Genomic DNA, 23,359 nt, shown 5'->3' with positions numbered 1-23,359 from the left:
TGAGCGGCCACGGATCCCGGGAGGGCGGACATGCGGTTCGGTGCGGCGGGTGTGCTCGCGACGGTCGTGGCGGTGACGGCGGCGCTGCTGGCGCCGGGTGGGGCGGGCGCGGCGCCCCGCCCGCGGGGCACCGAGCCGGTGTACGACTTCGCGGGCGCGATCCGCGAGACCGTCTGGGTGGACACCGGCCGCGACGGTGACGGCGACGGGCGGACCGACCGGGTGGCCGCGGATATCGTGCGTCCGAAGGAAACCGAGGCCAAGGGCGTCAAGATCCCGGTGATCATGGACGCCAGCCCGTACTACTCGTGCTGCGGCCGCGGCAACGAGAGCGAGCGGAAGACCTACGACGCGAACGGCCGTCCGGTCGGGTTCCCGCTCTACTACGACAACTACTTCGTGCCGCGCGGGTACGCCGTCGTGCTGGTCGACCTCGCCGGGACGAACCGCGCGCAGGGCTGCGCCGACGTCGGCGGCGTCTCGGACGTGCAGTCGGCGAAGGCGGTCGTGGACTGGCTCAACGGCCGGGCCGCCGGCTACCGCGCGAAAACCGGTGGCAGCGCGGTGCCGGCGAACTGGAGCACCGGGAACGTCGGCATGATCGGCAAGTCCTACGACGGCACGATCGCCAACGGCGTCGCCGCGACCGGGGTCGGCGGGCTCAGGACCATCGTGCCGATCGCGGCGATCAGCTCCTGGTACGACTACTACCGGTCCGACGGCGCGACGTTCGGGTTCGACCCGGTCGGCCTGGCGCGGACCGTCGAACAGCGCAACAGCGGCCAGGACTGCTCGGCACAGAACCGGAAACTGACCCAGGGCCCGCCCGCGAACGGCGACTACGGGCCGTTCTGGGCCGACCGCGACTACGTGGCGAAGGCGAAGAACGTCCGCGCCAGCGTGCTACTTTCCCACGGGGTGAACGACCTCAACGTCAAAACCATCCACTTCGGACAGTGGTGGGACGCGCTCGCGAAGAACGGTGTCGAACGGAAGATCTGGCTGTCGCAGACCGGCCACGTCGATCCGTTCGACTACCGGCGCGCGGACTGGGTCGACCTGCTGCACCGCTGGTTCGACCACTACCTGATGGGTCTCGACAACGGCGTCGAACGCGGCCCGATGGCGAGTGTCGAACGCCGGCCCGACCAGTGGGCCGACCAGTCCGCGTGGCCCGCGGCGGCCGCGTCCCCGACGGTGCTGCGGGGCAGGCCGGGCACCGAGCCGGGGCTCGGGTCGCTGACCACGGGCGCGTCCTCGGGTACCGCCGCGTTCACCGACGACCCGTCGCGGGGCGAGAACGACTGGGCGGCCGATCCCGGCACCGCGTCGGGTTCGCGGCTGCTCTACAGCACCGGGGAACTCGCGAACGACCTCCAGGTGTCCGGCACCGGTTCGATCACCGTGACCGCGACGCCGAGCACCTCCTCGGCCCGGCTGTCCGCGATGCTCGTCGACTACGGGCCCGCGACGATCCGGAACTTCGCGGGCCGGGGCGAGGGCATCACGACCGGCACCGAACGGACCTGCTGGGGCGCGAACGCGCCGGGGGACAGCGCCTGCTACAAGGTGACCACGGCCGACACGGCGAACGTGGACTACACGATCATCAGCAGGGGCTGGGCCGATCTGGCGAACTACCGCTCCCTGACGAAGGAAGAGCCACTCGTGCCCGGCAGGGCGTACACGATGACGTTCCGGCTGGCCAGCACGGACCACGTGGTGCCGCGCGGGCACACGCTGGCGCTGATCATCGGTGGCACCGACGGCGGGGTCGTTTCGCCCCCGGCCAGGACCCCCGAGCTGACGGTCGACCTCGCGAAGACGACGGTCACCGTGCCGCTGGCCGGTACGCCGCCGGAGTTCCGCGGTTCCGGCGTCCCGGCCGGTCGCGGGCCGCTCGCGCACGTCGACGCGGTTCCGCAGGCCCGGCTCGACCGGCCCTGAGCACTACCCTGGGCGCCATGACGGACAGCACGGACAGTACTGCCGCGCCCGCCGGGTTCGGGGAGCGCTACGCCCTGCGCGGCGGGGTGTCCAGCGTCCGGTTGTCCGACGGGAGGACGAGCCTGTTCTGCGACCGGTACGCGGAAACGCTCGGCGTGCTCGGCGAAGCCGATCTCGCGATCCTGACGGCGCTGTCGGATCGTCCGTACACGCCCGCGGAACTGGCGGAGATCGCGGGCCCCGGGGCCGGGTGGTTGCTCCGGGCACTGCGCGAGGGCGGGTGGCTGGTGCTTACCGTCACCCGGGACGGGACGGACCTGTACCGGATGCAGCCGTTGCGTCCGCCGCCCTCGCCCCCGCCCGGCGACGACGGCGGAGAGCCGCGGTTGTCCCGGTTCGCGGTGCTCAGGGCGGGCGGGACCGGGATGGTCGCGGAGTCCCCGCTGGCCTGGTGTGACGTCGAGGTCCTCGACCCGGCGGTGCTCGCGGAAATCGGCGGGTACGCGGGGCGGGCCGGCGGGTCCGCCTTCCCGGACGAGCTGCGGGCCCGCGTCCGGCGGGACCTGCGCTGGGCCGGGCTGCTGGTGGACGCCGGGGCGGAGGAGGACCTGAGGTCCCGGCAGTGGAGCCCGCACGAGCTGTGGTTCCACACGCGCAGTACCCGCGACGAACGGGCGCACCTCGGCGAGGGGTTCGCCGGGACGCACTGGGCGAAGGGCGTCCACGATCCGCTCCCGGCGCGTCCGGAGCCCTACCCCGGGCCCGCGGTCGCGTTGCCGGAGCCGGACACGGAGCGCATGGCCGACCCCGGGCTGACCGCGGTGCTGGCGCGCCGCCGCAGCGTCCGCGAGCACGACAACGAGCGTCCGCTGACCGCGGCGCGGCTGGGGGAGTTCCTGCACCGCGGCGTCCGGGTCACGGGGGAGACGGAGCTGGACGGGATCGGGTACGCGCGCAGGCCGTATCCGAGCGGGGGCGGCGCGCACGAGCTGGAGCTGTACCCGATTGTGTCCACTGTGGACGGTGTGGCGCCCGGGATGTACCACTACGACGCGCATGAGCACGTCCTGCGCCCGGTGTCGCCGATCGGCGCGCCGCCGGTACGGCGGCTCCTCCGGCACGTGCGGCGGGCGACGGGGGAGCCGCCGACCGAACCGCAGGTGGTGTTCGTGGTCGCGGCGCGGGTGGGCAGGGTGATGTGGAAGTACGAGCGGATGGCGTACGCGCTCACGCTCAAGCACGTCGGTGTGCTCTACCAGACCCTGTACTGCGTGGCGACGGCGATGGAACTCGCGCCGTGCGGGCTCGGCACCGCGGAGCCCGCGGCGTTCGCCGAGGCCAGCGGGCGGGACCCGCTGATCGAAACGATGGTCGGCGGCTTCCTGCTCGGGACCCGGCGCTAGGCCGAGCCGGATGTGGCGGCCCGCGCGGCCGCCTTGCGCCCCACGGCTTTCGCGACCGGTTCGACGACCCTGGCGGCGATCGGGCCGAGGATCGCCATGAGCAGCACGTAGGCCGTGGCGAGGGCGGCGAGGTCGCCGGTGACGGCGCCCGCGGTCACCGCGAGGCCCGCGATGACGATCGAGAACTCGCCCCGCGCGACCAGCGCGGCCCCCGCCCTGGCCCGGCCGAGCTTCCCGACGCCCTGCCTGCGCGCGGCCCACCAGCCGGTGCCGACCTTCGTCAGTGTCGTCACCACCGCGAGCACCACCGCCCAGCCGAGCACCGGCGGGATCGCCGCGGGGTTGGTGTTGAGCCCGAACACCACGAAGAACACCGCGGCGAACAGGTCCCGCAGGGGTTCGAGCATGTGCGTCGCGTTCTCCGCGGTGGAGCCGGAGATCGCGATGCCGAGCAGGAACGCGCCGACCGCCGCCGAGACCTGCATGGCCGAGGCGAGCCCGGCCACCAGCAGCGCGGCGCCGAGCACCTTGAGCAGGAACACCTCGCGGTCCGGGCTGTCCACCGCGGCGGAGACGTACCGGCCGAACTTCAGCGCGATCACCAGCACCACGGTGATCACCAGCAGCGAGATCCCGACGGCCTTCATACCGCCGAGCAGGCTGACGCCGCCGAGCACCGCCGTGAGGATCGGCAGGTAGAGCGCCATCACGAGGTCCTCGAACACGAGGATCGACAGCACCACCGGCGTTTCCCGGTTACCGAGCCTACCGAGGTCGCCCAGTACCTTCGCGATGATCCCGGAGGAGGAGATGTAGGTGACGCCGGCGAGCACGATCGCGCCGATCGGGCCCCAGCCGAGGATCAGCGCGACGATCGCGCCCGGCGCCGCGTTGAGCACGATGTCGAGCAGTCCCGCCATCCAGGACCGGCGCAGCCCGGTGAACAGCTCGGCCGCGGAGTACTCCAGGCCCAGCAGGAGCAGCAGCAGGACGACGCCCATCTCGCTGGCCAGGTGGGTGAAGTCGCCGATGTCGCCGAGCGGGATGAGCCCGCCCTGGCCGAAGCACAGGCCGCCGAGCAGGTACAGCGGGATGGGGGACATGCCGATCTTCCCGGCGAGGCGCCCGAGCGCGCCCAGCCCGAAGAAGACCGCCCCGAGTTCGATCAGGGACAGCGCGGTGTGATCCATACCGGGATCAGCCGAACTTGAGTATCTTCGCGGCGGCCTCGAGTCCCTCGGAGGTGCCGACCGCGACGAGCAGATCGCCCGCGGTGAAGGTGAAGTCCGGTGTCGGCGAGGGGTGCACCTGCCCGGCGCGCATCACCGCGACGACGGAAACGCCGGTGCGGGTGCGCATCGCGGTGTCGCCGAGCGTCCGGCCGTCGAACGGGGACACCGCCTTGATCGGCAGCTGCTTGGTGTTGATGCCCGGCAGATCCCGGTGCTCCTCGGTGAGCTGCGCGACCAGCTGCGGCGCGCCGAGCAGGTTGGCCAGCGCGCCCGCTTCCTCCGCGGTGAGCGGGAGCGAGGCGAGGCAGGCGTCCGGATCGTCGGTCTTGGACACGATCAGCTCGATGTGCCCGTCCCGCTGGGTGACGACACCGATGCGGCGGCCGTTGCGGGTGGCGAAATCCTTGCGGACGCCGATTCCGGGCAGGGGGGTCACTTCGACGTTCACCTCTCCACCGTAACCCCACTGTCCGGTTCGTGTTCGATCACCCGACCAGAAGCAGGACCGACGCGAGCACCATCACCACCGCGGTCGCGCCGTGGACGCCGAACGCGACGGCCTTCTTTCCCTTGTGCCGCAAGATGATCAGCATGTCACCGAACGGGATGAACGCTTCGGCGAGGATGACGAGGGCGAGCGCGTGCGGGTCGCCGTAGAGCATGAGCGCGATCGGCACGAGGCTGGTCCCGATGTCGCGGACGCCCTTGATGTTGTAGAAGGCGTCGCCGTTTTGGGGGAGCGTGCGCAGCCCGAAGCCCTCGGCGATCTTGGCGGGCGCGAACACGTAGTTCAGCCCGATGTAGATGATCCCGGCCGCGACGAGTCCGACGAGGACGTATCCGGTGACGAGCATGGCTTCCTCCAGTAATTTCTAGCGTCGCTAGGATTGCTAGCAACGCTAATCTATCAACGCTAGTTTGTCTAGCGGTGCTAGCCTGTGAGTCATGACGCAACAGCTGCGCCGGGAGCGCGACCGTGCCGAGCGGGAGCGGCGGATCGTCGCCGCCGCCCGCGAACTCGCCGAGGCCGAAGGATGGGACGCGGTCACCACCCGGCGACTCGCGGCCAAGATCGAGTACAGCCAGCCGGTGCTCTACAGCCACTTCTCCGGCAAGGGCGCGATCATGGCGGCGGCCGCGGTCGAGGGATGCGCCGAACTCGCCGAGCGGCTCGGCGCCGCCGCGTTCGACCCGTCCCCGCTGGCCGCGGTCGCCGAGGCCTACGTCGCGTTCGCCGACGCCAACCCCGCGCTCTACGACGCGATCTTCACCCTCGCCACGGAGCTGCCGTTCGCCACCGCCGAGGCGCCGCCCGCGCTGAAGAACGCGTTCGGGGCGATCGCCGCGGCGGTGGCACCGGTCGCCGGGGGAGACGGCGTCGGGATCCTCGCCGAGACGTTCTGGGCCGCGCTGCACGGCCTCGTCACCCTCGATCGCGGGCGGCGGCTGAGCCCCGGGTACCGCGCGGAACGGCTCGCGATCCTCGTCGCGCGTTTCGGCGACGGGGTCCCGGGACCGGCCGACTGATCGGCGTCGCGGGCCGCCGGGCAGAATGTGAGGCGGCCGATCGAGGACGAAAACGCGAGGAGAGTGCCGGTGTCGGGAGCCCTACGTGGTGTGGTCGCGCTGGACGGCCCGTCCGGGACCGGGAAGAGCACCGTCGCGCGCAAGCTCGCCGACCGGCTCGGCGCCGGCTACCTCGACACCGGCGCGATGTACCGGATGGTGACCCTCGCCGCGCTGCGCGCCGGGACGGACCCGGCCGACGCCGACGCGCTGGCCGCCCTCGCCGCCGGAGTCGAGCTGGAGATCGGGAGCAGCCCTCGGCAGCCGGAGTTCCGGCTCGGCGGCGCGGACGTGGCCGCCGACATCCGCGGGCCCGAGGTGACCGGCGCGGTGTCCGCGGTCTCCGCGGTGCCCCGGGTGCGGGAGCTGATCGTCGCCCGCCAGCGCCGGATCATCGCCGAGGTGGTCGAGCGGGTCGGCGGGATCGTGGTGGAGGGCCGCGACATCGGCACCGTCGTGGCGCCCGACGCGCCGCTCAAGGTGTACCTCACCGCCTCGGCCGAGGTCCGCGCCGCGCGCCGCAACAGCCAGGACACCGCCGCCGGGCGGCAGTCCACGGTGGCCGACGCGCGCGAGTCCGTCGAACGCCGCGACCGGCTCGACTCGAGCCGGGCCGTTTCGCCGCTGCGCGCGGCCGAGGACGCGGTGCCGGTCGACACCTCCGAGCTGTCCATCGACCAGGTGGTCGTCGCGCTCTGCGAGCTGGCCAGCCGGCGCGGCCTGCTGGCCGGGTGCTCCGCCGAGGCGTTCCGGTGAGCGCTGCCGGGCTGCCCGAGGGGGCCCGCGGTGGCCTGCACGACGCCGGGCGGGTGTTCGCCCGGTATCATCTGCGGTCGGCGTTCCGCATCCGGGTGCACGGGCGGGAGCGGATGCCCGCCACCGGTCCGGTGGTGGTGATCGCCAACCACAGCTCGTACATCGAGCCGCAGCTGCTCTTCGGAATGCTGCCGAGGCGGTCGGCGTTCCTCGTCAAGGAGGAGCTGTTCCACGCGGTGGGCGGCTGGGCTGGCCGCTTCCTCACCGCGATCGGGCAGATCCCGGTCAAGCGCGGGGAGGTCGACCGCAAACCGCTGATGACCGCGTCGTCGGTGCTGAAGGCGGGCGGTGTCGTCGGGATCTTCCCCGAGGGCACCCGCGGCGACGGTGACGTCGGGGCGGCCGAACGCGGCGCGGCCTGGCTGGTCCGGGCGTCCGGTGCCACGGTGCTGCCGATCGCGACGCGGGGGACGTTGAAGCCCGCCGACGGGCGGCGACGCTGGCGGCCACGGGTGGACATCCTGGTGGGCGAGCCGTTCACGCCGGGGATCGGCAAGGGACGGACCGGCCTCGACGAGGGCACCGAGCACCTGCGCGGCGAGCTGGCGGCGCTGGTGAAGACTTTGGACGAATGGCGTGCGGAACACGGGTTCTGAACGCGTACGGGAATGAGAACTGATGAGTGAGATCGAGACGTCGGCCGGGCTGGGCGAGGTCGACGGCACCTGGTCCGACGAGGCGGAGTTCGCCGCGCTCGACGCGCGGATCGAGGCCGAGGAAGCCGGTGCCGAGGCCGATCTCGCGCAGCCGGTGCTCGCCGTGGTGGGCAGGCCGAACGTGGGTAAGTCCACTTTGGTCAACCGCATCCTCGGCCGCCGCGAGGCCGTGGTGCAGGACGTGCCGGGCGTGACGCGGGACCGGATCGCCTACGACGCGTTCTGGAGCGGGCGCCGGTTCACCCTGCTCGACACCGGCGGCTGGGAGCCCGGCGCCAGCGGGCTGCAGGCGTCGATCACGGCGCAGGCGGAGCTGGCGATGGCCGCCGCCGACGCGGTGCTGCTCGTCGTCGATGCGTCGGTGGGCGCCACGACCACCGACGAGGCCGTCGCGCGGGTGCTGCGCCGCTCGAAGAAGCCGGTGCTGCTGGCCGCGAACAAGGTCGACGACGAGCGCCTGCTCGCCGACACCGCGTCGCTGTGGTCGCTCGGGCTGGGCGAGCCGTACCCGGTGAGCGCGCTGCACGGCCGCAACTCCGGCGACCTGCTCGACGCGGTCATCAAGGCGCTGCCCGCCGCTCCGCGCGAGCGCGAGGCGATCACCGCGGGCCCGCGCCGGGTGGCGCTGGTCGGCAAGCCGAACGTCGGGAAGTCCAGCCTGCTCAACAAGTTGTCCGGGGAGCAACGGTCCGTTGTGGACTCGGTGGCCGGGACCACGGTGGACCCGGTCGACTCGCTGGTCGAGCTGGACGGCGAGGTCTGGCGGTTCGTCGACACCGCCGGCCTGCGCAAGCGCGTCAACTCCGCCAACGGCGCGGAGTACTACGCCTCGCTGCGCACCAAAACCGCGATCGACGCGGCCGAGGTCGCGATCGTGCTGCTGGACGCGGCGGAGCCGATGTCCGAACAGGACCTCCGGGTGCTGACGATGGTGGTCGAGGCCGGGCGCGCCTGCGTGCTGGCGTTCAACAAGTGGGACCTCGTCGACGAGGACCGCAGGCTCGCCATGGTGCGGGAACTCGAACGCGGCCTGGTCCGGGTGCCGTGGGCGGAGAAGGTGAACATCTCGGCGCTGACCGGGCGTTCGGTGCGCAAACTCGCGCCCGCGCTGCGGACCGCGTTGCAGTCGTGGGACCAGCGGGTGCCGACCGGGCAGCTCAACGGCTGGCTGTCGGACCTCATCGCGGCCACCCCGCCGCCGGTGCGCGGCGGCAAGCAGCCCAAGGTGCTGTTCGCGACCCAGGCCGGGATCCGCCCGCCGACGCTGGTCCTGTTCACCACCGGTTTCCTCGAGGCGGGATACCGCCGGTTCATCGAGCGTAAGTTCCGTGAGCGGTTCGGCTTCACCGGAAGTCCCGTTCGGGTGAATGTCCGCGTCCGGGAAAAGAAACCGAAGACCGGTGGCGGCAAGAAACCCACCAAATCCCGGACCCGCTGACGCGAATCTCGCGTGATTGGATGGAGTTCTCGCGTGGTGGAACGGAGATCTCGCGAGAACTCCGTCCAAACACGCGAAATCTCCGTCTGAACACGTGAAATCGCTGGTAGGCCGGTGACGTCCGACACTCGGGCGTGACCCTGGAGATACCTGACGTTCATCTCCGGGTATCGTGGACGGTCAGTTGCGGGCGCCTCGACCTGGAGAGTGCGAGCCCGATGACACTCGCGGAAGGTGAGTGATGGGCTTGCGCCCCCGAACGATGTCCCAGCACGACCACAAACGGAAAACGACAGGGGTGAGCGGCCGATGACGCTCACCGCCGATCACCGTCCCCTCGCGTGCGTGGCCGAGGTCACCCACGCGCCCTCGCCCACGCCGGTCGCCGACCGGGCCCTGTTCTGGTCCGGGCTCGGCACCAGCGAGCGGACGCTGCTCGACATCCTCGCCGCCACCGCGGCGGCGCACCCCAACGCCGCCGCGATCGACGACGGCACCACGACGCTGTCCTACCGCAGGCTGATCGACGAGGTCGAGGCCTACGGGAAGCGGCTGCGCGCGCACGGCGTCGGTGTCGGCGACCGCGTCGGCATCCGGATCTCCTCCGGCACGGCCGAGCTGTACGTCGCCATCCTCGCCACGCTGTCGGTCGGCGCCGCGTACGTCCCGGTCGACGCCGACGACCCCGAGGAACGCGCCGAGCTGGTGTTCGGCGAGGCCGGGGTGGCCGCGATCGCCACCGACGGCGCCATCACCGCGCACGGCACGCTGGAAAACGCCAGGGAGGGCCGTCCCGCACCGGCCGACGACGCGTGGATCATCTTCACCTCCGGGTCCACCGGCAAGCCCAAGGGTGTGGCGGTCACGCACGCCTCCGCGGCCGCGTTCGTCGACGCCGAGGCCGAGCTGTTCCTCGCCGAGGAGCCGATCGGCCCCGGTGACCGTGTCCTGGCGGGCCTGAGCGTCGCCTTCGACGCCTCGTGCGAGGAGATGTGGCTGGCCTGGCGGCACGGCGCCTGCCTCGTCCCCGCCCCGCGCGCGCTCGTGCGCACCGGTGTCGACCTCGGCCCCTGGCTGGTCGCGCAGCGCATCACCGTCGTCTCGACGGTCCCGACGCTCGCCGCGCTCTGGCCCGCCGACGCCCTCGAAGACGTCCGCCTGCTCATCTTCGGCGGCGAAGCGTGCCCGCCGGAACTGGCCGAGCGCGTCGCCGTCGAAGGCCGCGAGGTCTGGAACACCTACGGGCCCACCGAGGCCACCGTCGTCGCGTGTGCCGCGCAGCTGACCGGCGAGGGGCCGGTGCGCATCGGCCTGCCGCTGATCGGCTGGCAGCTCGCGGTCGTCAACGAGGCCGGCGAGCCGGTCGGCATGGGGGAGACCGGCGAGCTGGTCATCGGCGGTGCCGGGCTGGCCCGCTACCTCGACGCCGAGAAGGACGCCGAGAAGTTCGCGCCGCTGCCCTCGCTGGGCTGGCAGCGCGCGTACCGCAGCGGCGACATGGTCCGCGCGGAGTCCGAGGGCCTGCTGTTCCTCGGCAGGCTCGACGAGCAGGTCAAGCTCGGCGGCCGCCGCATCGAGCTGGGCGAGGTCGACGCCGCGCTGCAGGCGCTGCCCGGTGTGCAGGGCGCCGCGGCCGCGATCCGCCGCACCAAGGCGGGCAACCAGGTCCTGGTCGGCTACGTCGTGCCCGCGTCCGGCGCGGAACTGGACCTCGACGACGCCGCGACCCGGCTGCGCGAGCAGCTGCCCGCCGCGCTGGTGCCGCTGCTCGCCGTCGTCGACGACCTGCCGACCCGCACCTCGGGCAAGGTCGACCGCGCCGCGCTGCCGTGGCCGCTGTCCACAGTGGACGCGAGCGCGACCGGCCTGTCGGCCACCGAGGCCTGGTTGGCCGAGGGCTGGGCGGAGATCCTCGGTGTGTCCGTGAAGGACCCGAAGGCGGACTTCTTCACCCACGGCGGCGGCAGTCTCACCGCGGCGCAGCTCATCGCGCGCATCCGCACCCGGCACCCGCAGGTGTCGGTGGCCGACATCTACCAGCACCCGAAGCTGGGCGCGCTCGCCGCGATGCTGGACGCGTTGAGCGGCCAGGAAACCGAGAGCCGCGAGATCGCGCCCACGCCGCGTCGCGCGGGGCTGATCCAGAGTGCGCTCATGGTCCCGCTGATGGGTCTCGTCGGGCTGCGCTGGGCGACCATCGCCGCCGCGCTGTCGAACGTGCTGGCGCTGCTCGGGTTCGCCTGGGCGCCGACGCTGAACTGGGGCTGGATCGGACTGGCGTGGCTGGTGCTGTTCAGCCCGGCGGGCCGGATCGCGATCGCCGCGGGCGGCGCGCGCGTGCTGCTCTCCGGCGTACGTCCCGGCAGCTACCCGCGCGGTGGCAGTGTCCACTTGCGACTGTGGACGGCGGAGAAGCTCGCCGAGTTCAGTGGCGCGGACAGTGTCGCGGGCGCGTCCTGGATGGCCACCTACGCCAGGGCGCTCGGCGCGCGGATCGGCAAGGACGTCGACCTGCACTCGCCGCCGCCGGTCACCGGGCTGCTCAAGCTGGGCCGCGGTGCCGCCGTCGAGCCCGAGGTCGATCTGTCCGGGCACTGGGTGGACGGCGATCTCGTGCACATCGGCAAGATCCGGATCGGCGCGGACGCGCGGATCGGTGCCCGCAGCACGCTGTTCCCCGGGGCGCGGATCGGCAAGGGCGCGGAGATCGCCGCCGGGTCGACCGTGCGTGGCGCGGTTCCCGCCGGTCAGCGCTGGGCGGGTTCGCCCGCCGCGCGGGTCGCCAAGGACGCGAAGGACGCGCTGAAGTGGCCGTCGAGCCGCCCGCCGCGTTCGCGGTTCTGGGCCGCCGTCTACGGTGCGACGTCGCTGGTGCTCGGGTTCCTGCCCGGCCTCGCCGCGCTGCCGGGCGTCGCGGTGCTCGGCTACGCCGTCGCGGGGGCGCCGACGCTGAGCGCGGCGGTCGTGAACGCGCTGGCGTTTTCGCCGCTCGCGACGATCGCGTACTTCCTGACCTACATGCTGCTCGTGCTCGCCGGTGTACGGTCGCTGAGCATCGGCATGGTCGAGGGTTACCACCCGGTGCACGGGCGGATCGCCTGGCAGGTGTGGGCGACCGAGCGGCTGATGGGGATGGCGCGCGAGGGCCTGTTCCCGTTGTACGCGAGCCTGTTCACCCCGGTGTGGCTGCGGATGCTCGGCGCGAAGGTGGGCCGCAACGTCGAGGCGTCCACCGTGCTCGCGCTCCCCAAGATGACCAAGGTGGACAGTGGCGCGTTCCTCGCCGACGACACCATGGTCGCCACCTACGAGCTGGGCCACGGCTGGCTGCACGTCGCGCCGGCGCGGATCGGCAAGCAGGCGTTCCTCGGCAACTCGGGGATGGCCGCGCCGGGCCGGTCGGTGCCCAAGCGCGGCCTGGTCGGCGTGCTGTCCTCGGCACCGCCGAAGGCGAAGAAGGGGTCCTCGTACCTCGGGATGCCGCCGCTGCCGGTGCGCCGCGCGGTCGGCGAGGCGGACACCAGCCGCACCTACACCCCGGCGTTGCACCTCAAGGCCGCGCGGGCGCTGGTCGAGCTGTGCCGCATCGTGCCGGTGATGTGCGGGGTCGCGCTGACCGTGCTCGTCGCGGGCGGGTTCCTCGCGCTGGCCTCGGCGTACGGTTTCCTGGTCGCGGCGCTGCTGGGCGGGCCAATGCTGCTGGCCGCCGGTGTCGTCGCCGCGCTGACCGCGACGGTCATGAAGTGGCTGCTGGTCGGGAAGTTCCGCGACATCGAGCACCCGCTGTGGAGTTCGTTCGTGTGGCGCAACGAGCTGGCCGACACGTTCGTCGAGGCGCTCGCCGTGCCGTGGCTGATCGGCTCGGTCGGCGGGACCCCGCTGCTGACCGCCTGGCTGCGCACGATGGGCGTCAAGATCGGGCGCGGGGTCTGGCTGGAGACGTACTGGCTGCCCGAGTCCGACCTGGTGCGGCTCGGCGACGGGGCGACGATCAACCGCGGCTGCGTCGTGCAGACCCACCTGTTCCACGACCGGATCATGAGCATGTCGCCGGTGACCCTGGACGAGGGCGCGACCCTCGGGCCACACGGTATCGTGCTGCCGGGCGCGAGCATCGGCGCGCGGACGACCGTCGGACCCGGGTCGCTGGTGACAAGGGGCGACGCCGTGCCGGCAGGCTCGCGCTGGCTGGGCAATCCGATTTCGGCGTGGCGAGGGTGACGAACGAGTGATTTCGAGGGCTTCCGCTCCCGGTCCGGGGGCGGACACCTCCGGAGATTCCTACCTTCCCCGCCACGGCAACGGTGGTTACCGGGTCCGGCACTACGAGCTGGACCTGGACTACCGGATCGGCCCGAACCGGCTGTCGGCCACCGCGGTGCTCACCTGCGAGGCCGGGCAAGCGCTGTCGCGGCTCACCCTCGACTTCGGTGAGTTCCGGATCGGCCGGGTGCTCGTCGACGGCAAGGCCGCCCGGTACGTCCACCGTGGCGGTAAGCTCCAGGTCAAGCCGGGCAGGTCGATCGCGCCGGGCGCGGAGTTCCGGGTCGAGGTGCGTTACGTCGGCAATCCGCGTCCGGTGTCGAGCCGCTGGGGCGACATCGGCTGGGACGAGCTGACCGACGGCGCGCTCGTCGCGAGTCAGCCGGTCGGCGCGCCGTCGTGGTTCCCGTGCAACGACCACCCCGCGGACAAGGCGTCCTACCGGGTGACCGTCTCGACGTCCTCGCCGTACCTGGTCGCCGTCACCGGAAACCTCGTCTCGCGGTACGACGCGGCGAGCACGACGAAGTGGGTCTTCGAGCGGCCCGAGCCGACGCCGACCTACCTGATGAGTGTCCAAATCGGACGGTACGACGACGTGGAGCTCGCGGCGGGGCCGGTCCCGCTGCGTGGCGCCGTCCCGCCCCGGCTGCGGCAGCCGTTCGAACGGGACTTCGGGCGCCAGGGCCGGATGATGGACCTGCTGCGGGAGTGGTTCGGGCCTTACCCGTTCGGGGAATACGTCGTCGTGGTCGCCGACGACGAGCTGGACGATCCGATCGAGGCGCAGGGGATGTCGATCTTCGGCGCCAACCACGTCGACGGCAGGCGCACCCACGAGCGGCTGGTGGTGCACGAGCTGGCGCACCAGTGGTTCGGCAACAGCCTCACCGTGGCCGACTGGCGGCACATCTGGCTCAACGAGGGGTTCGCGACCTACACCGAGTGGCTGTGGTCGGAGGAGTCCGGTGGCCAGTCCGCGCGGGCGCTGGCCGCCTCGTGGCACGCGCGGATGCGGGCCAAGCCGATGGACCTGCGGATCGCCGATCCCGGTGTGGCGAAGATGTTCGACGAGCGCGTGTACAAGCGGGGCGCGCTGACCCTGCACGCCTTGCGGCACCGGGTCGGTGACGCGGTGTTCTTCCCGCTGGTGCGGGCGTGGGCGACCGACCACCGGCACGGGACCGTGACGACGGAGCAGTTCACCGCGCTCGCGGAAGGGTACGCGGGGGAGTCGCTGGCCGGGTTCTTCGCGACCTGGCTGGACGCCCCGGCGCTGCCACTGTTGCCCGGCGCCTGACCCGCCGTCGCGAACGGTCCTTTCGCGACGGCGGGTTGTCCACAGTAGTGCTCCGGGGCTGGTGTGCGGTGGCGCCGCCGGTGACGATCACCGTGTGCGTAGGGGAGAGTGGGCGCGTGATCCGGACGCCCTGTACGAACAGAGCCGACGTGGCGCGATCACCGTCGCCCGGCTGGAACAGCTCGGCGTGCCACCGCGGACGAGCTATCGGCGGTGTGCACCCGGCCAGCCGTGGCGAAGGCTGCTGCCCGGTGTGCTGCTGCTGAGTTCCGCCGAACCGACGCGGAGGCAGCTGGTCGAGGCGGCGCTGCTCTACGCGGGGCCGGACGCGGTCGTCACCGGTGCCGAATCCTGTCGTAGACAGGGGATGCGCACCCTGTGCGACGAGGAACGGGTGCACCTGCTCGTGCCCGCCGGGTACAAGGTCGGCACCGTCGGCTCCGTGGTCGTCGAACGCACTACGAGGATGCCCGAACCGGTGGTGCGGGGTGAACTGCCGCTGGCTCCGCTGGGGCGGGCGGTGCTCGACGAGTGTCGCCGGATGCGGCGGACCGCGCCGGTGGCCGCGTTGCTCACCGAGGTCGTGCAGCGAGGCAAGGTGAGTCCGTCCACTTTGGCCGATGAACTCGCCTGCGGAAGCAGCCGCGGTTCGGCTCACCCTCGCTCGGTACTCGGCAAGGTGCTGGCAGGGGCGCGATCGGTGGCCGAGGTGGACGCGATGCGGGTCTGGCGGCTGACCGGTCTGCCGCGCCCGGTGTGGAACGTCGAACTTCGGGACTCCGCGGGCCGGTATGTCGCCATCCCGGACGCGTGGTGCGACGAGGTCGGGCTCGCCTGGGAGATCGATTCCCTGGAGTTCCACTACCGGCGCGAGGACTACGCGGCGACCCTCGAACGGAACGCGCGGTACGCGGCGGCCGGGGTGATCGTCGTACAGAGCCTGCCCGGCCGGTTACGTACCGAGCCGCGACGGGTCGCCGCGGAACTCGTAGCCGCCTATCGCGCCGCCGCGGCCCGTCAACGTCCCCGGGTCCGCGTGAGCGCCGGGTGACATTCGGGACGTGCTTAGGGGCGTTCACGAGCTTGAATGTGTGTCGGTCAGCGGGATACGTCGGATGTCTGGTCTAGGCAATCGCCGAGGCTGTCTGGAAACATGCCGTTCGCCGGGATGTGGTCCTGGTGAAAGATAGTATGAATCCGGGAGGCGCTCCATGGTCGAGGTGTCCCGTCGTGCCCTGCTGCGCACGGCGTCCGTTGCTGCCGGGGCGGCCGCGCTCGGGGGACTGTGGGCACGGGCGGCGCCGCCGGTGTTCGCGGCGACCGCGGACGGCCACGGTGGTCACCGTGACCTCCACCGGGAGGTCGCTACCGACGCCAACCTTCGCTGGGGCAAGCTCCCGACCGGCTGGCAGGACGCGCCGTTCCTGGCGAACGGCTACCTCGGCGTCCAGATCTACGGCGGGGCGACGCCGCAGACACTCAAACTGATGGTGAGCCACACCCAGGTCCAGGACCAGCGCGGGCAGTGGGAGGCCGGGATCGGGCTGTCGCGGCTGCCGGTCGGCTACCTGACGCTCACCTTCGCGGGCGCGGTCACCGCCGTCGACTGGACGCTCGACATCTACAACGCCGAGCTGTCCGGCACCGTGACCACCACGCAGGGCTCGGTCGCGTTTTCCGCGCTGGTGCACAACGATCTCGGTGTCCTGCTCGTGTCCCTCTCGCCGAGCGCCGGGGAGGCGAACGCGGCGTGGGGCTTCCAGCCGCTCGTCTCGGCGACCACGCGCACGATCCGCAAGCCCGCGGACTACGTCGCCAACCCGGATCCGAAGATCGGGGCCGGCGGTGGTGTCCAGTACGCCGAGCAGCCGCTGCTCGCCGGTGGCGGGTACACGACCGCGTGGCGCGAGCGGAAGTTCGGGACCAAGAGACTGCTCGCCGCCACGATCGCCTACGGCTTCCCGAAGCCGACCCACACCCGGGACGCGATCCGCGGGGTGCAGGAAGCGCTTTCCGGCAACCTCGACATCCTCGTCGCCCGTCATCGCCGGTGGTGGAACTCCTTCCACCGCAAGAGTTTCGTCTCGGTGCCGGACAAGTGGATCCAGCGGTTCTACTGGATCCAGCTGTACAAGATCGCCGCCTCGACCAGAGCGGACGCACCGGTGGTGTCCGAATGGGGGCCGTGGTTCCCGGAGGTCGGCAACAGCTGGACCGCGGTGTGGTGGAACCTCAACGTCCAGGTCACCTACCCGCTCGTGTACAGCGCCAACCACCCGGAACTCGACGCGGTCACCACGACCTTCCGCCGGGACCACGCGAACCTCGAACTCTCGGTGCCCCCGCAGTACCGCGACGGGGAGACCTACGCGCTCTCGCACCCCAGCGACTGGCGACTGCGGCCCGGCGGGACCAGGACCGTCGGCGTGCCCGGCACACCGAACAAGACCGACCAGACCGGGAACCTGTTGTGGGGCCTGCAGAACGTCTGGCTCTCCTACCGGCACAGCATGGACGAGCGGGTGCTGCGCGAGCTGTACCCCGCGCTCGCCAAGGCGCTCAACTTCTACCGGCACTTCCTCACCCCGGGCCCGGACGGCTTCCTGCACCTGCCGCTGACCCGGTCGCCGGAGTACGCCGACGCGGCCGACTGCACCTACGACCTCTCGCTCATCCGCTGGGTCGCGCGAACCCTCGTCGACACGGCCGCGCGGTTGCGGATCAACGACCCGCGTGTCAAGGCGTGGCAGGAGATCTCGGCGAAGCTGGTGCCGTATCACCAGGGCGCGGACGGTGTGCTGATCGGCGACGGCGTTCCGCTCGCCGACTCCCACCGCCACTTCTCGCACTTGCTGTGGCTCTACCCGCTGCGGGAAAAGGTGTGGGAGCGCAAGGAAGACCGCGACCTCATGCGCCGTACGTTCGACCACTGGACCTCGATGCAGTCCCTGTGGCACGGCTACAGCTACGCGGCGGCGTCCTCGATGTGTTCGGTGATGGACGCACCGGAGGAGGCGCTGAAGTTCCTCCAGGTGTTCCTGAACCGGACCGTCGTCGGCGACACCCAGCTGACCCCGAACACCATGTACCGGGAGGGCGCGAACTTCGCGATCGAGAGCCCGATCACCGCCGCGCAGTCCATTGTGGACATGCAGGTGCAGGGGGCGAACGGGGTGCTCAAGGTGTTCCCGTCGGTGTCGGCGAGCTGGCCGGAGGCCTCGTTCGCCGGCCTGCGCGCCGAGGGCGCCTTCGTGGTCGACGCCTCCCGGCGCGGCGGGTCCACCGAGTGGATCCGCGTCCGCAGCGAAGCGGGTGAGCCCCTCGTGCTCGACCACGGCATCCGGGGCGACATCGAGGTCAGGGACGGCTGGGGCCGTCCGCTGCCGTGGCGCGCCACCGCGCCCGGCCGGATCGCCATCCGGCTGTATCGCGGCGGCACCGCGGTGATCAGCGGGCGCGGCAGGCACCCCGACCTGGATCCGCGCGACGTCACCGCGCTCGGCTCGGCACCGGCCTGGGGGCTGCCGGGCTGAGGCGGAACACCGGACAAGGAGGTCTGCGAATGGACATCAGCAGGAGAACGATGCTCGGCGGCACGCTGGCCGGGCTCGCTGCCGCCGGGCTGCCGGGGGTGGGCGGGACGGCGTCGGTGGCGTCGGCCGAGTCGTTCGGCCGCGCGGACGTCGACTGGGCGCGCTTCCTCGGCTCGGCCGACCTGATCTGGCGCCGGATGCCGAAGACCTGGTACGAGGGCCCGTTCCTGGGCAACGGGTTCCTCGGCTCGGGGATCTACGCCGAGCCGGGCCGCAACGCCGTCCGGTTCAACGTCCAGCACAGCCAGGTCCAGGACCACCGGCCGGAGTTCGGCTCGCTGTTCGGCCTCGCCCGGCTGCCGATCGGGTACTTCACGCTGGAGCCGGTGGGGGCGATCACCACCGTGGACTGGCGGCTCGACCTGTGGAACGCCGAGCTGATCGGCACGATCACCACCGCCGCGGGCAGCCTGGCGTTGCGTGCGTTCGTCCACAGTGCACAGTCGCTGCTCGCGATCGAGGTCCGGCCGACCGAGGGGGAGCGGGACTTCCGCTGGGTCTTCCACCCCGCCGAGGCGGTGAGCCCGAGAACCGATCCTGCCTTCGGCAAGCCACCGCCGCCGGGGTACACCGCCAACCCGCCCGCGACGCTGGAGACGAGCGGTGACTGCCGGCTCGCCGTCCAGGGCCTGCTCGCCGGCGGGGAGCACGTGACCGCGTGGCGGGAGACGTCGTGGGTCTCGGCGCGCACGCTGCTCGCGTCCGTCGCGTGGTCCCATCCACAGCGGACGGCGAAGGCGGCGGCCCTGCGCGCGGTCCGGTACGCCGAGCCGTTCGGGCCGCTCGCCCACGGGCACCGCCGCTGGTGGCACGACTACTACCGGCGGAGCTTCCTGTCCATTCCGGACACCCGGTTGCAGAGCTTCTACTGGATCCAGCTGTACAAGGTCGCGTCCGCGGCCCGCGAGGAAGCCCCGGTGATGGCGACCTCGGGGCCGTGGCTGGAACCGACGCCGTGGCCCGCCACCTGGTGGAATCTCAACGTCCAGCTGGAGTACTGGCTCATTCACGGCTCGAACCACCTCGAACTGGACGCGGTCAGCCACACGCTCGGCAAGTACCGCGCCAACCTGTCGAACCAGCTCTCGGAGCCGTATCGCGCGGATTCGGCGGGGATCCCGCGTACCACCGACATGAGCCTGCTCAACGGTGTCTCCGGCGCCACCGGCGGGTACGCCGTCGGCGTTCCCGGGCAGGACCCGCCGACGCCGGAGGTCGGCAACCTCACCTGGGCGCTGCACAACGTGTGGCTGTCCTATCGGCACACGATGGACCGGAAGTTGTTGCGGGACACGCTGTTCCCGTTGCTGCGCCGGGCGGTCAACTACTACCTGCACTTCCTGAAGGAGGGGCAGGACGGCAGGCTGCACCTGCCCGCGACCTTCTCGCCGGAGTACGGCGTCAACGCCCCGGACTGCAACTACGACCTCTCGCTGATCCGCTGGGGCTGCCGGACACTGCTCGACTCGGCGCGTGAACTCCGCGTCGACGATCCGCTCGCGCCGCGCTGGCGGCAGGTACTGTCCACTTTGGTCGATTACCCCGCCGACGCCAACGGCTACATGATCGGCGCCGGGGTGCCGTTCGCGAAGTCGCACCGGCACTATTCGCATCTGCTCCAGGTCTACCCGCTCTACGAGATCACCTGGGAGCAGCCGGAACACCGGCGGATCATCGAAACCTCGCTCGACCACTGGGTCGGGTTCGAGGGCGCGTTGCAGGGGTACACGTTCACCGGCGCGGCGTCGATGTCGGCGCAGATGCTGCGGGGGGACAAGGCGGCGTACTACCTCGGCGAGCTGCAGAAGCGCTTCATCCAGCCGAACACGATGTACAAGGAGTCCGGGCCGGTCATCGAGACACCGTTGTCGGCGGCGCAGTCGCTGCACGACATGCTCGTGCAGAGCTGGGGCGGGGTCATCCGGCTGTTCCCGGCCGTCCCGGCGAGCTGGGGCGACATCGCGCTGTCGGACTTCCGTACCCAGGGCGCGTTCCTGCTCAGCGCGTCCCGCGAAGGCGGGAGGACGCGGTGGCTCAGGGTCCGGAGCGAGGCGGGCGCCCCGTGCGTGCTGCGGCCGGGCATCGAAGGAGACCTCGTCGTGCGGGACGGCTGGGGCAGGCCGATCCGCCGCCGGACGCTGCCGAACGGCGATCTCCAGCTCGACCTGCGCGCGGGGGAGGAGGCACTCGTGTACCGGAAGGGGGACCGGCCGGACTTCGCCGTCCGTCCGGTCCCGGCCACCGGCACCACGGCGCCCTGGGGGCTGCCCTGAGGCGGCATGAGGGCAGCGTGACGATCCAGGTCACCCGGGCGTTCGTCACCGTCACGCGGACGGCGGCTGCCCGGGACGCCCCCGCGCGGGCAGGGTGGCTGCGATGGGTACGGTCGGGCGGCAGCGGCATGTGAACCAGGCGCTCATGCGCATCCCGCGGCGCGCGGAGAGCACCGACAGAGCGACGCTGACGAAGACGTTCGTCACCGCGGGATCGTTCTCGGCGATGCTGCACTCGACCGACCACCAGATCATCTACGGCAGGCGCGGCACCGGGAAGACCCACGCGCTGCTTTACCTGAGCGACCTCGTCGACAACACCGGTGACATCGCGGTGTACCTCGACCTGCGGACGCTCGGTTCGGCGGGCGGGCTGTACGCCGACGGCACGCTGAGCGCCGCCACGCGCGGGACGCGACTGCTGATCGACACCCTGGAGGCGATCCACGAGGAACTGCTCGCGGTCGCGGTCGACCGGGAGGTCGGTGATCCGGGGGTGCTGCTGCCCGCGCTGGACGCGCTGGCCGAGGCGGCGACCGCCGTCGAGGTGGTCGGCGAGGTGGAACGGGAAACCCGCGCGGGGCTGGCGCACGAGGCCACGAACGGCGTCGAACTCGGGGTCCCGCTGAGCCTGAAGGCGTCGATGACGCACCGGCGGTCGGTGACCGGCGAGAACAGGCTGCGGCGCACCGGGACCGAGCGCAGTCATCTGGTGTTCGGCCCGCTCAACCGCGCGATGCGGACGATCGCGGGCGCGCTGGCCGGCAGGCGGGTCTGGCTGCTGCTGGACGAGTGGAGCAGCCTGCCGCTGGAGTTGCAGCCGCTGCTCGCGGACCTGCTGCGGCGCTGTGTCCTGCCGACGCCGGGGATGACGGTGAAGATCGCCGCGATCGAGCGACGGTCCCGGTTCCGTGAGCGGCTCGCCGACGGCGACCACGTCGGCATCGAGGTGGGCGCGGACGCGGCGTCGGCGGTGAGCCTGGACGACATCATGATCTTCGACGCCTCGCGGACGCGGGCGCAGGAGTTCTTCGCGCAGCTCTTCCACAACCACGCCGGGACGCGGCTGGCGTCGATGAGTTCCTCCCTCCTGCCCTCGGACCCGGCGGGCTTCGTGGCGGACGCCTTCCGCGGCACGGCCTTCGGTGAACTCGTCCGCGCCGCCGAGGGCGTGCCCCGCGACGCGATCAACATCGCGGCGCTCGCCGCGCAGTACGCCCACGACGGGCTGATCGGCCTGCGCGACGTCCGGTTGGCCGCCAGGGACTGGTATCTGCGGGACAAGCAGACCGCGATCAGCGGGAACGAGGAAGCGTTGCGCCTGCTGCGTCTGCTCGTCGATGAGGTGGTCGGCAAACGCCGGTCCCGTACCTTCGTGCTCGACCAGCTTTCCGGGGCGCGGCACGAGATGGTCGAGGACCTCTACGACGCGCGGCTGCTGCACGTGCTGCGGCGCGGGCTGGTGGACGCGCGCCGCCCCGGTACGCTCTACGACGGCTACGCCATCGACTACGGCTGCTACGTCGCGCTGCTGCTGGGCAAGGAGGCGCGGCGGACCCGCCCCCACTCACGCGGCGCGTGGCTCACTTCGGCGAAGGGCGTCCCGGCCGACGGCTTCAGCCTCGCCAAGGAGGTCGTCGACCTGGATTCCCTGGGGCGGCTGGAATCCTGAGCCGCGCTGCCCTGGTCCCGATGCGCCCCAATGTGGCGTTCGGTGCGTCCAACGCACCGAACGCCACATTCGCTGCGTCCAACGCACCCAATGCCACATTGGGGCGTTCGTCCGCCGGGATCAGCGGCCCTGCAACGACTTCGCGTTGTCGCCGAAGCTCCAGCCCCGCGAGCCGTCCCAGTTGATCGACCAGGTCATCAGGCCCTTCAACGCGCCGGAATACTTCCGCCACGCCTGGGAAACCAGGCCGGGCGACATGTAGCCGCCGCCGGCGCCGGGCTGGGCGGGCAGGCCGGGGACCTGCTTGTCGAACGGGACGCGGATCGTGGTGCCCTGGATGACGAGCCCCTTGTCGAGGCAGTCGGTCTGCCTGGTGAAGCCTTCGACCGTGCCCGCCTGGTACGAGTCACCGGAGCAGCCGTACATGCTTCCGTTGTAGTACTGCATGTTGAGCCACCACAGCCGCCCGTTGTCCGCGTACTTCTTGACGATCGGCAGGTACGCGCCCCAGATCGACCCGTAGGTGACACTGCCGCCGGTGACGTAGGCGGTTTCCGGCGCCATGGTGAGGCCGAAGTTCGACGGCATCTGGCCGAGCACGCCGTCGATGATGCGGATGAGGTTGGACTGCGACGGCGAGAGTTCGTTGATGCTGCCGCCACCGACGAGACCGGTTTCGATGTCGATGTCGATCCCGTCGAAGTTGTACTTCTTGAGGATCGGCACGATGGTGGCGACGAACCGGTCGGCCACCGCGGTGGAGTTGAGGTCGATGCCCGCCGCCGCGCCGCCGATGGACATCAGGATCGTGGCTCCCGCGTCCTTCGCCGCGCACATCTCGGCGGGGGTGGCCACCTTGACCGTCGAGTCCATCCCGTCTTCCCAGAGCACGGTGCCGTCGGACTGGATGACCGGGAACGCCGCGTTGATCACGTTGTAGCCGTGGGCGGCCATCCGGGAGTCGGTGATCGGGATCCAGCCCATCGGCGGGTGGACGCCGTTCGCGGCGCCGTCCCAGTTCTCCCAGTATCCTTGCGTGACCTTGCCCGAGGGCCTCGACTTCACCGCGCACGTGTCACCCCGTGCCGGCACGGTCGCGTCCGCCTGGCCCAGCACGACCAGCGACACGGCGGTGGTGGCCGCCAGTCCGAATCCGAGCACACGTGCTATCCGACCGAACATTTCCAGCTCCCATCTCGG

General features: G+C 71.5%; 16 protein-coding genes. 12 read left to right on the top strand and 4 right to left on the bottom strand.

The annotated features are described in order from the left end of the window. Positions 1-30: 30 nt before the first annotated feature. A complete protein-coding gene (locus ABD987_RS42910) occupies positions 31-1,947 on the top strand; it encodes a Xaa-Pro dipeptidyl-peptidase (RefSeq protein ID WP_345408477.1) in 1,917 nt (638 codons plus the stop codon). Between the two features lie 17 nt (positions 1,948-1,964). Continuing rightward, positions 1,965-3,350: a SagB family peptide dehydrogenase gene (locus ABD987_RS42905; protein WP_345408475.1), complete on the top strand. Its 1,386-nt coding sequence runs from the start codon at positions 1,965-1,967 to the stop codon at positions 3,348-3,350. On the opposite strand, the gene ABD987_RS42900 is transcribed toward ABD987_RS42905, so the two are convergent. The 3 genes from ABD987_RS42900 to ABD987_RS42890 are packed head-to-tail and all read right to left on the bottom strand — an operon-like array spanning position 3,347 to position 5,436. Then, positions 3,347-4,540, bottom strand: coding sequence for a cation:proton antiporter (locus tag ABD987_RS42900; RefSeq protein ID WP_345408473.1), 1,194 nt, complete (start codon positions 4,538-4,540; stop codon positions 3,347-3,349). The genes ABD987_RS42905 and ABD987_RS42900 overlap by 4 nt on opposite strands. 7 nt (positions 4,541-4,547) lie before the next feature. Then, complete coding sequence (locus ABD987_RS42895; protein ID WP_345408471.1) at positions 4,548-5,030, bottom strand: cation:proton antiporter regulatory subunit; 483 nt, start codon at positions 5,028-5,030, stop codon at positions 4,548-4,550. A gap of 37 nt (positions 5,031-5,067) precedes the next feature. Further along, complete coding sequence (locus ABD987_RS42890) at positions 5,068-5,436, bottom strand: DUF4267 domain-containing protein (protein ID WP_345408469.1); 369 nt, start codon at positions 5,434-5,436, stop codon at positions 5,068-5,070. Between the two features lie 91 nt (positions 5,437-5,527). Between ABD987_RS42890 and ABD987_RS42885 the strand changes: the two genes are divergently transcribed. The 10 genes from ABD987_RS42885 to ABD987_RS42840 all read left to right on the top strand — a co-directional run bounded on the left by ABD987_RS42885 (position 5,528) and on the right by ABD987_RS42840 (position 22,159). Beyond that, entirely contained in the window at positions 5,528-6,109 is a 582-nt protein-coding gene (locus tag ABD987_RS42885) for a TetR/AcrR family transcriptional regulator (RefSeq protein ID WP_345408467.1), read from the top strand. A gap of 90 nt (positions 6,110-6,199) precedes the next feature. After that, positions 6,200-6,904, top strand: coding sequence for a (d)CMP kinase (cmk, locus tag ABD987_RS42880; RefSeq protein WP_345408517.1), 705 nt, complete (start codon positions 6,200-6,202; stop codon positions 6,902-6,904). After that, the gene (locus tag ABD987_RS42875) at positions 6,901-7,560 is read left to right on the top strand and encodes a lysophospholipid acyltransferase family protein (protein WP_345408465.1); all 660 of its coding nucleotides are present in this window, start codon (positions 6,901-6,903) and stop codon (positions 7,558-7,560) included. The genes cmk and ABD987_RS42875 overlap by 4 nt, the downstream gene beginning before the upstream one ends. A gap of 22 nt (positions 7,561-7,582) precedes the next feature. Continuing rightward, positions 7,583-9,058 carry a ribosome biogenesis GTPase Der gene (der, locus tag ABD987_RS42870; RefSeq protein WP_345408463.1) on the top strand — a complete coding sequence of 492 codons (1,476 nt, stop codon included), beginning with the start codon at positions 7,583-7,585 and terminating at the stop codon, positions 9,056-9,058. Between the two features lie 309 nt (positions 9,059-9,367). Continuing rightward, a complete protein-coding gene (locus ABD987_RS42865) occupies positions 9,368-13,279 on the top strand; it encodes a Pls/PosA family non-ribosomal peptide synthetase (RefSeq protein WP_345408461.1) in 3,912 nt (1,303 codons plus the stop codon). 7 nt (positions 13,280-13,286) lie between these two features. Next, positions 13,287-14,621 (top strand): M1 family metallopeptidase, encoded by a 1,335-nt coding sequence (locus ABD987_RS42860; protein ID WP_345408459.1) that lies wholly within the window; start codon positions 13,287-13,289, stop codon positions 14,619-14,621. A gap of 94 nt (positions 14,622-14,715) precedes the next feature. Then, positions 14,716-15,672: a hypothetical protein gene (locus tag ABD987_RS42855; protein WP_345408457.1), complete on the top strand. Its 957-nt coding sequence runs from the start codon at positions 14,716-14,718 to the stop codon at positions 15,670-15,672. Between the two features lie 160 nt (positions 15,673-15,832). Further along, on the top strand, positions 15,833-18,154 hold the full coding sequence (locus tag ABD987_RS42850) for a glycosyl hydrolase family 95 catalytic domain-containing protein (RefSeq protein ID WP_345408455.1): 2,322 nt from the start codon (positions 15,833-15,835) through the stop codon (positions 18,152-18,154). A 29-nt stretch (positions 18,155-18,183) separates the two neighbouring features. Continuing rightward, entirely contained in the window at positions 18,184-20,487 is a 2,304-nt protein-coding gene (locus tag ABD987_RS42845; RefSeq protein WP_345408453.1) for a glycosyl hydrolase family 95 catalytic domain-containing protein, read from the top strand. A gap of 103 nt (positions 20,488-20,590) precedes the next feature. Next, on the top strand, positions 20,591-22,159 hold the full coding sequence (locus tag ABD987_RS42840) for a hypothetical protein (protein ID WP_345408451.1): 1,569 nt from the start codon (positions 20,591-20,593) through the stop codon (positions 22,157-22,159). Between the two features lie 120 nt (positions 22,160-22,279). On the opposite strand, the gene ABD987_RS42835 is transcribed toward ABD987_RS42840, so the two are convergent. Further along, positions 22,280-23,341 (bottom strand): chitinase, encoded by a 1,062-nt coding sequence (locus ABD987_RS42835; protein ID WP_345408449.1) that lies wholly within the window; start codon positions 23,339-23,341, stop codon positions 22,280-22,282. Between the last annotated feature and the right edge of the window lie 18 nt (positions 23,342-23,359).

Source organism: Amycolatopsis samaneae (assembly GCF_039541975.1).
Taxonomy (GTDB): Bacteria; Actinomycetota; Actinomycetes; order Mycobacteriales; family Pseudonocardiaceae; genus Amycolatopsis; species Amycolatopsis samaneae.
This window is presented reverse-complemented; position numbering and strand designations above follow the sequence as displayed.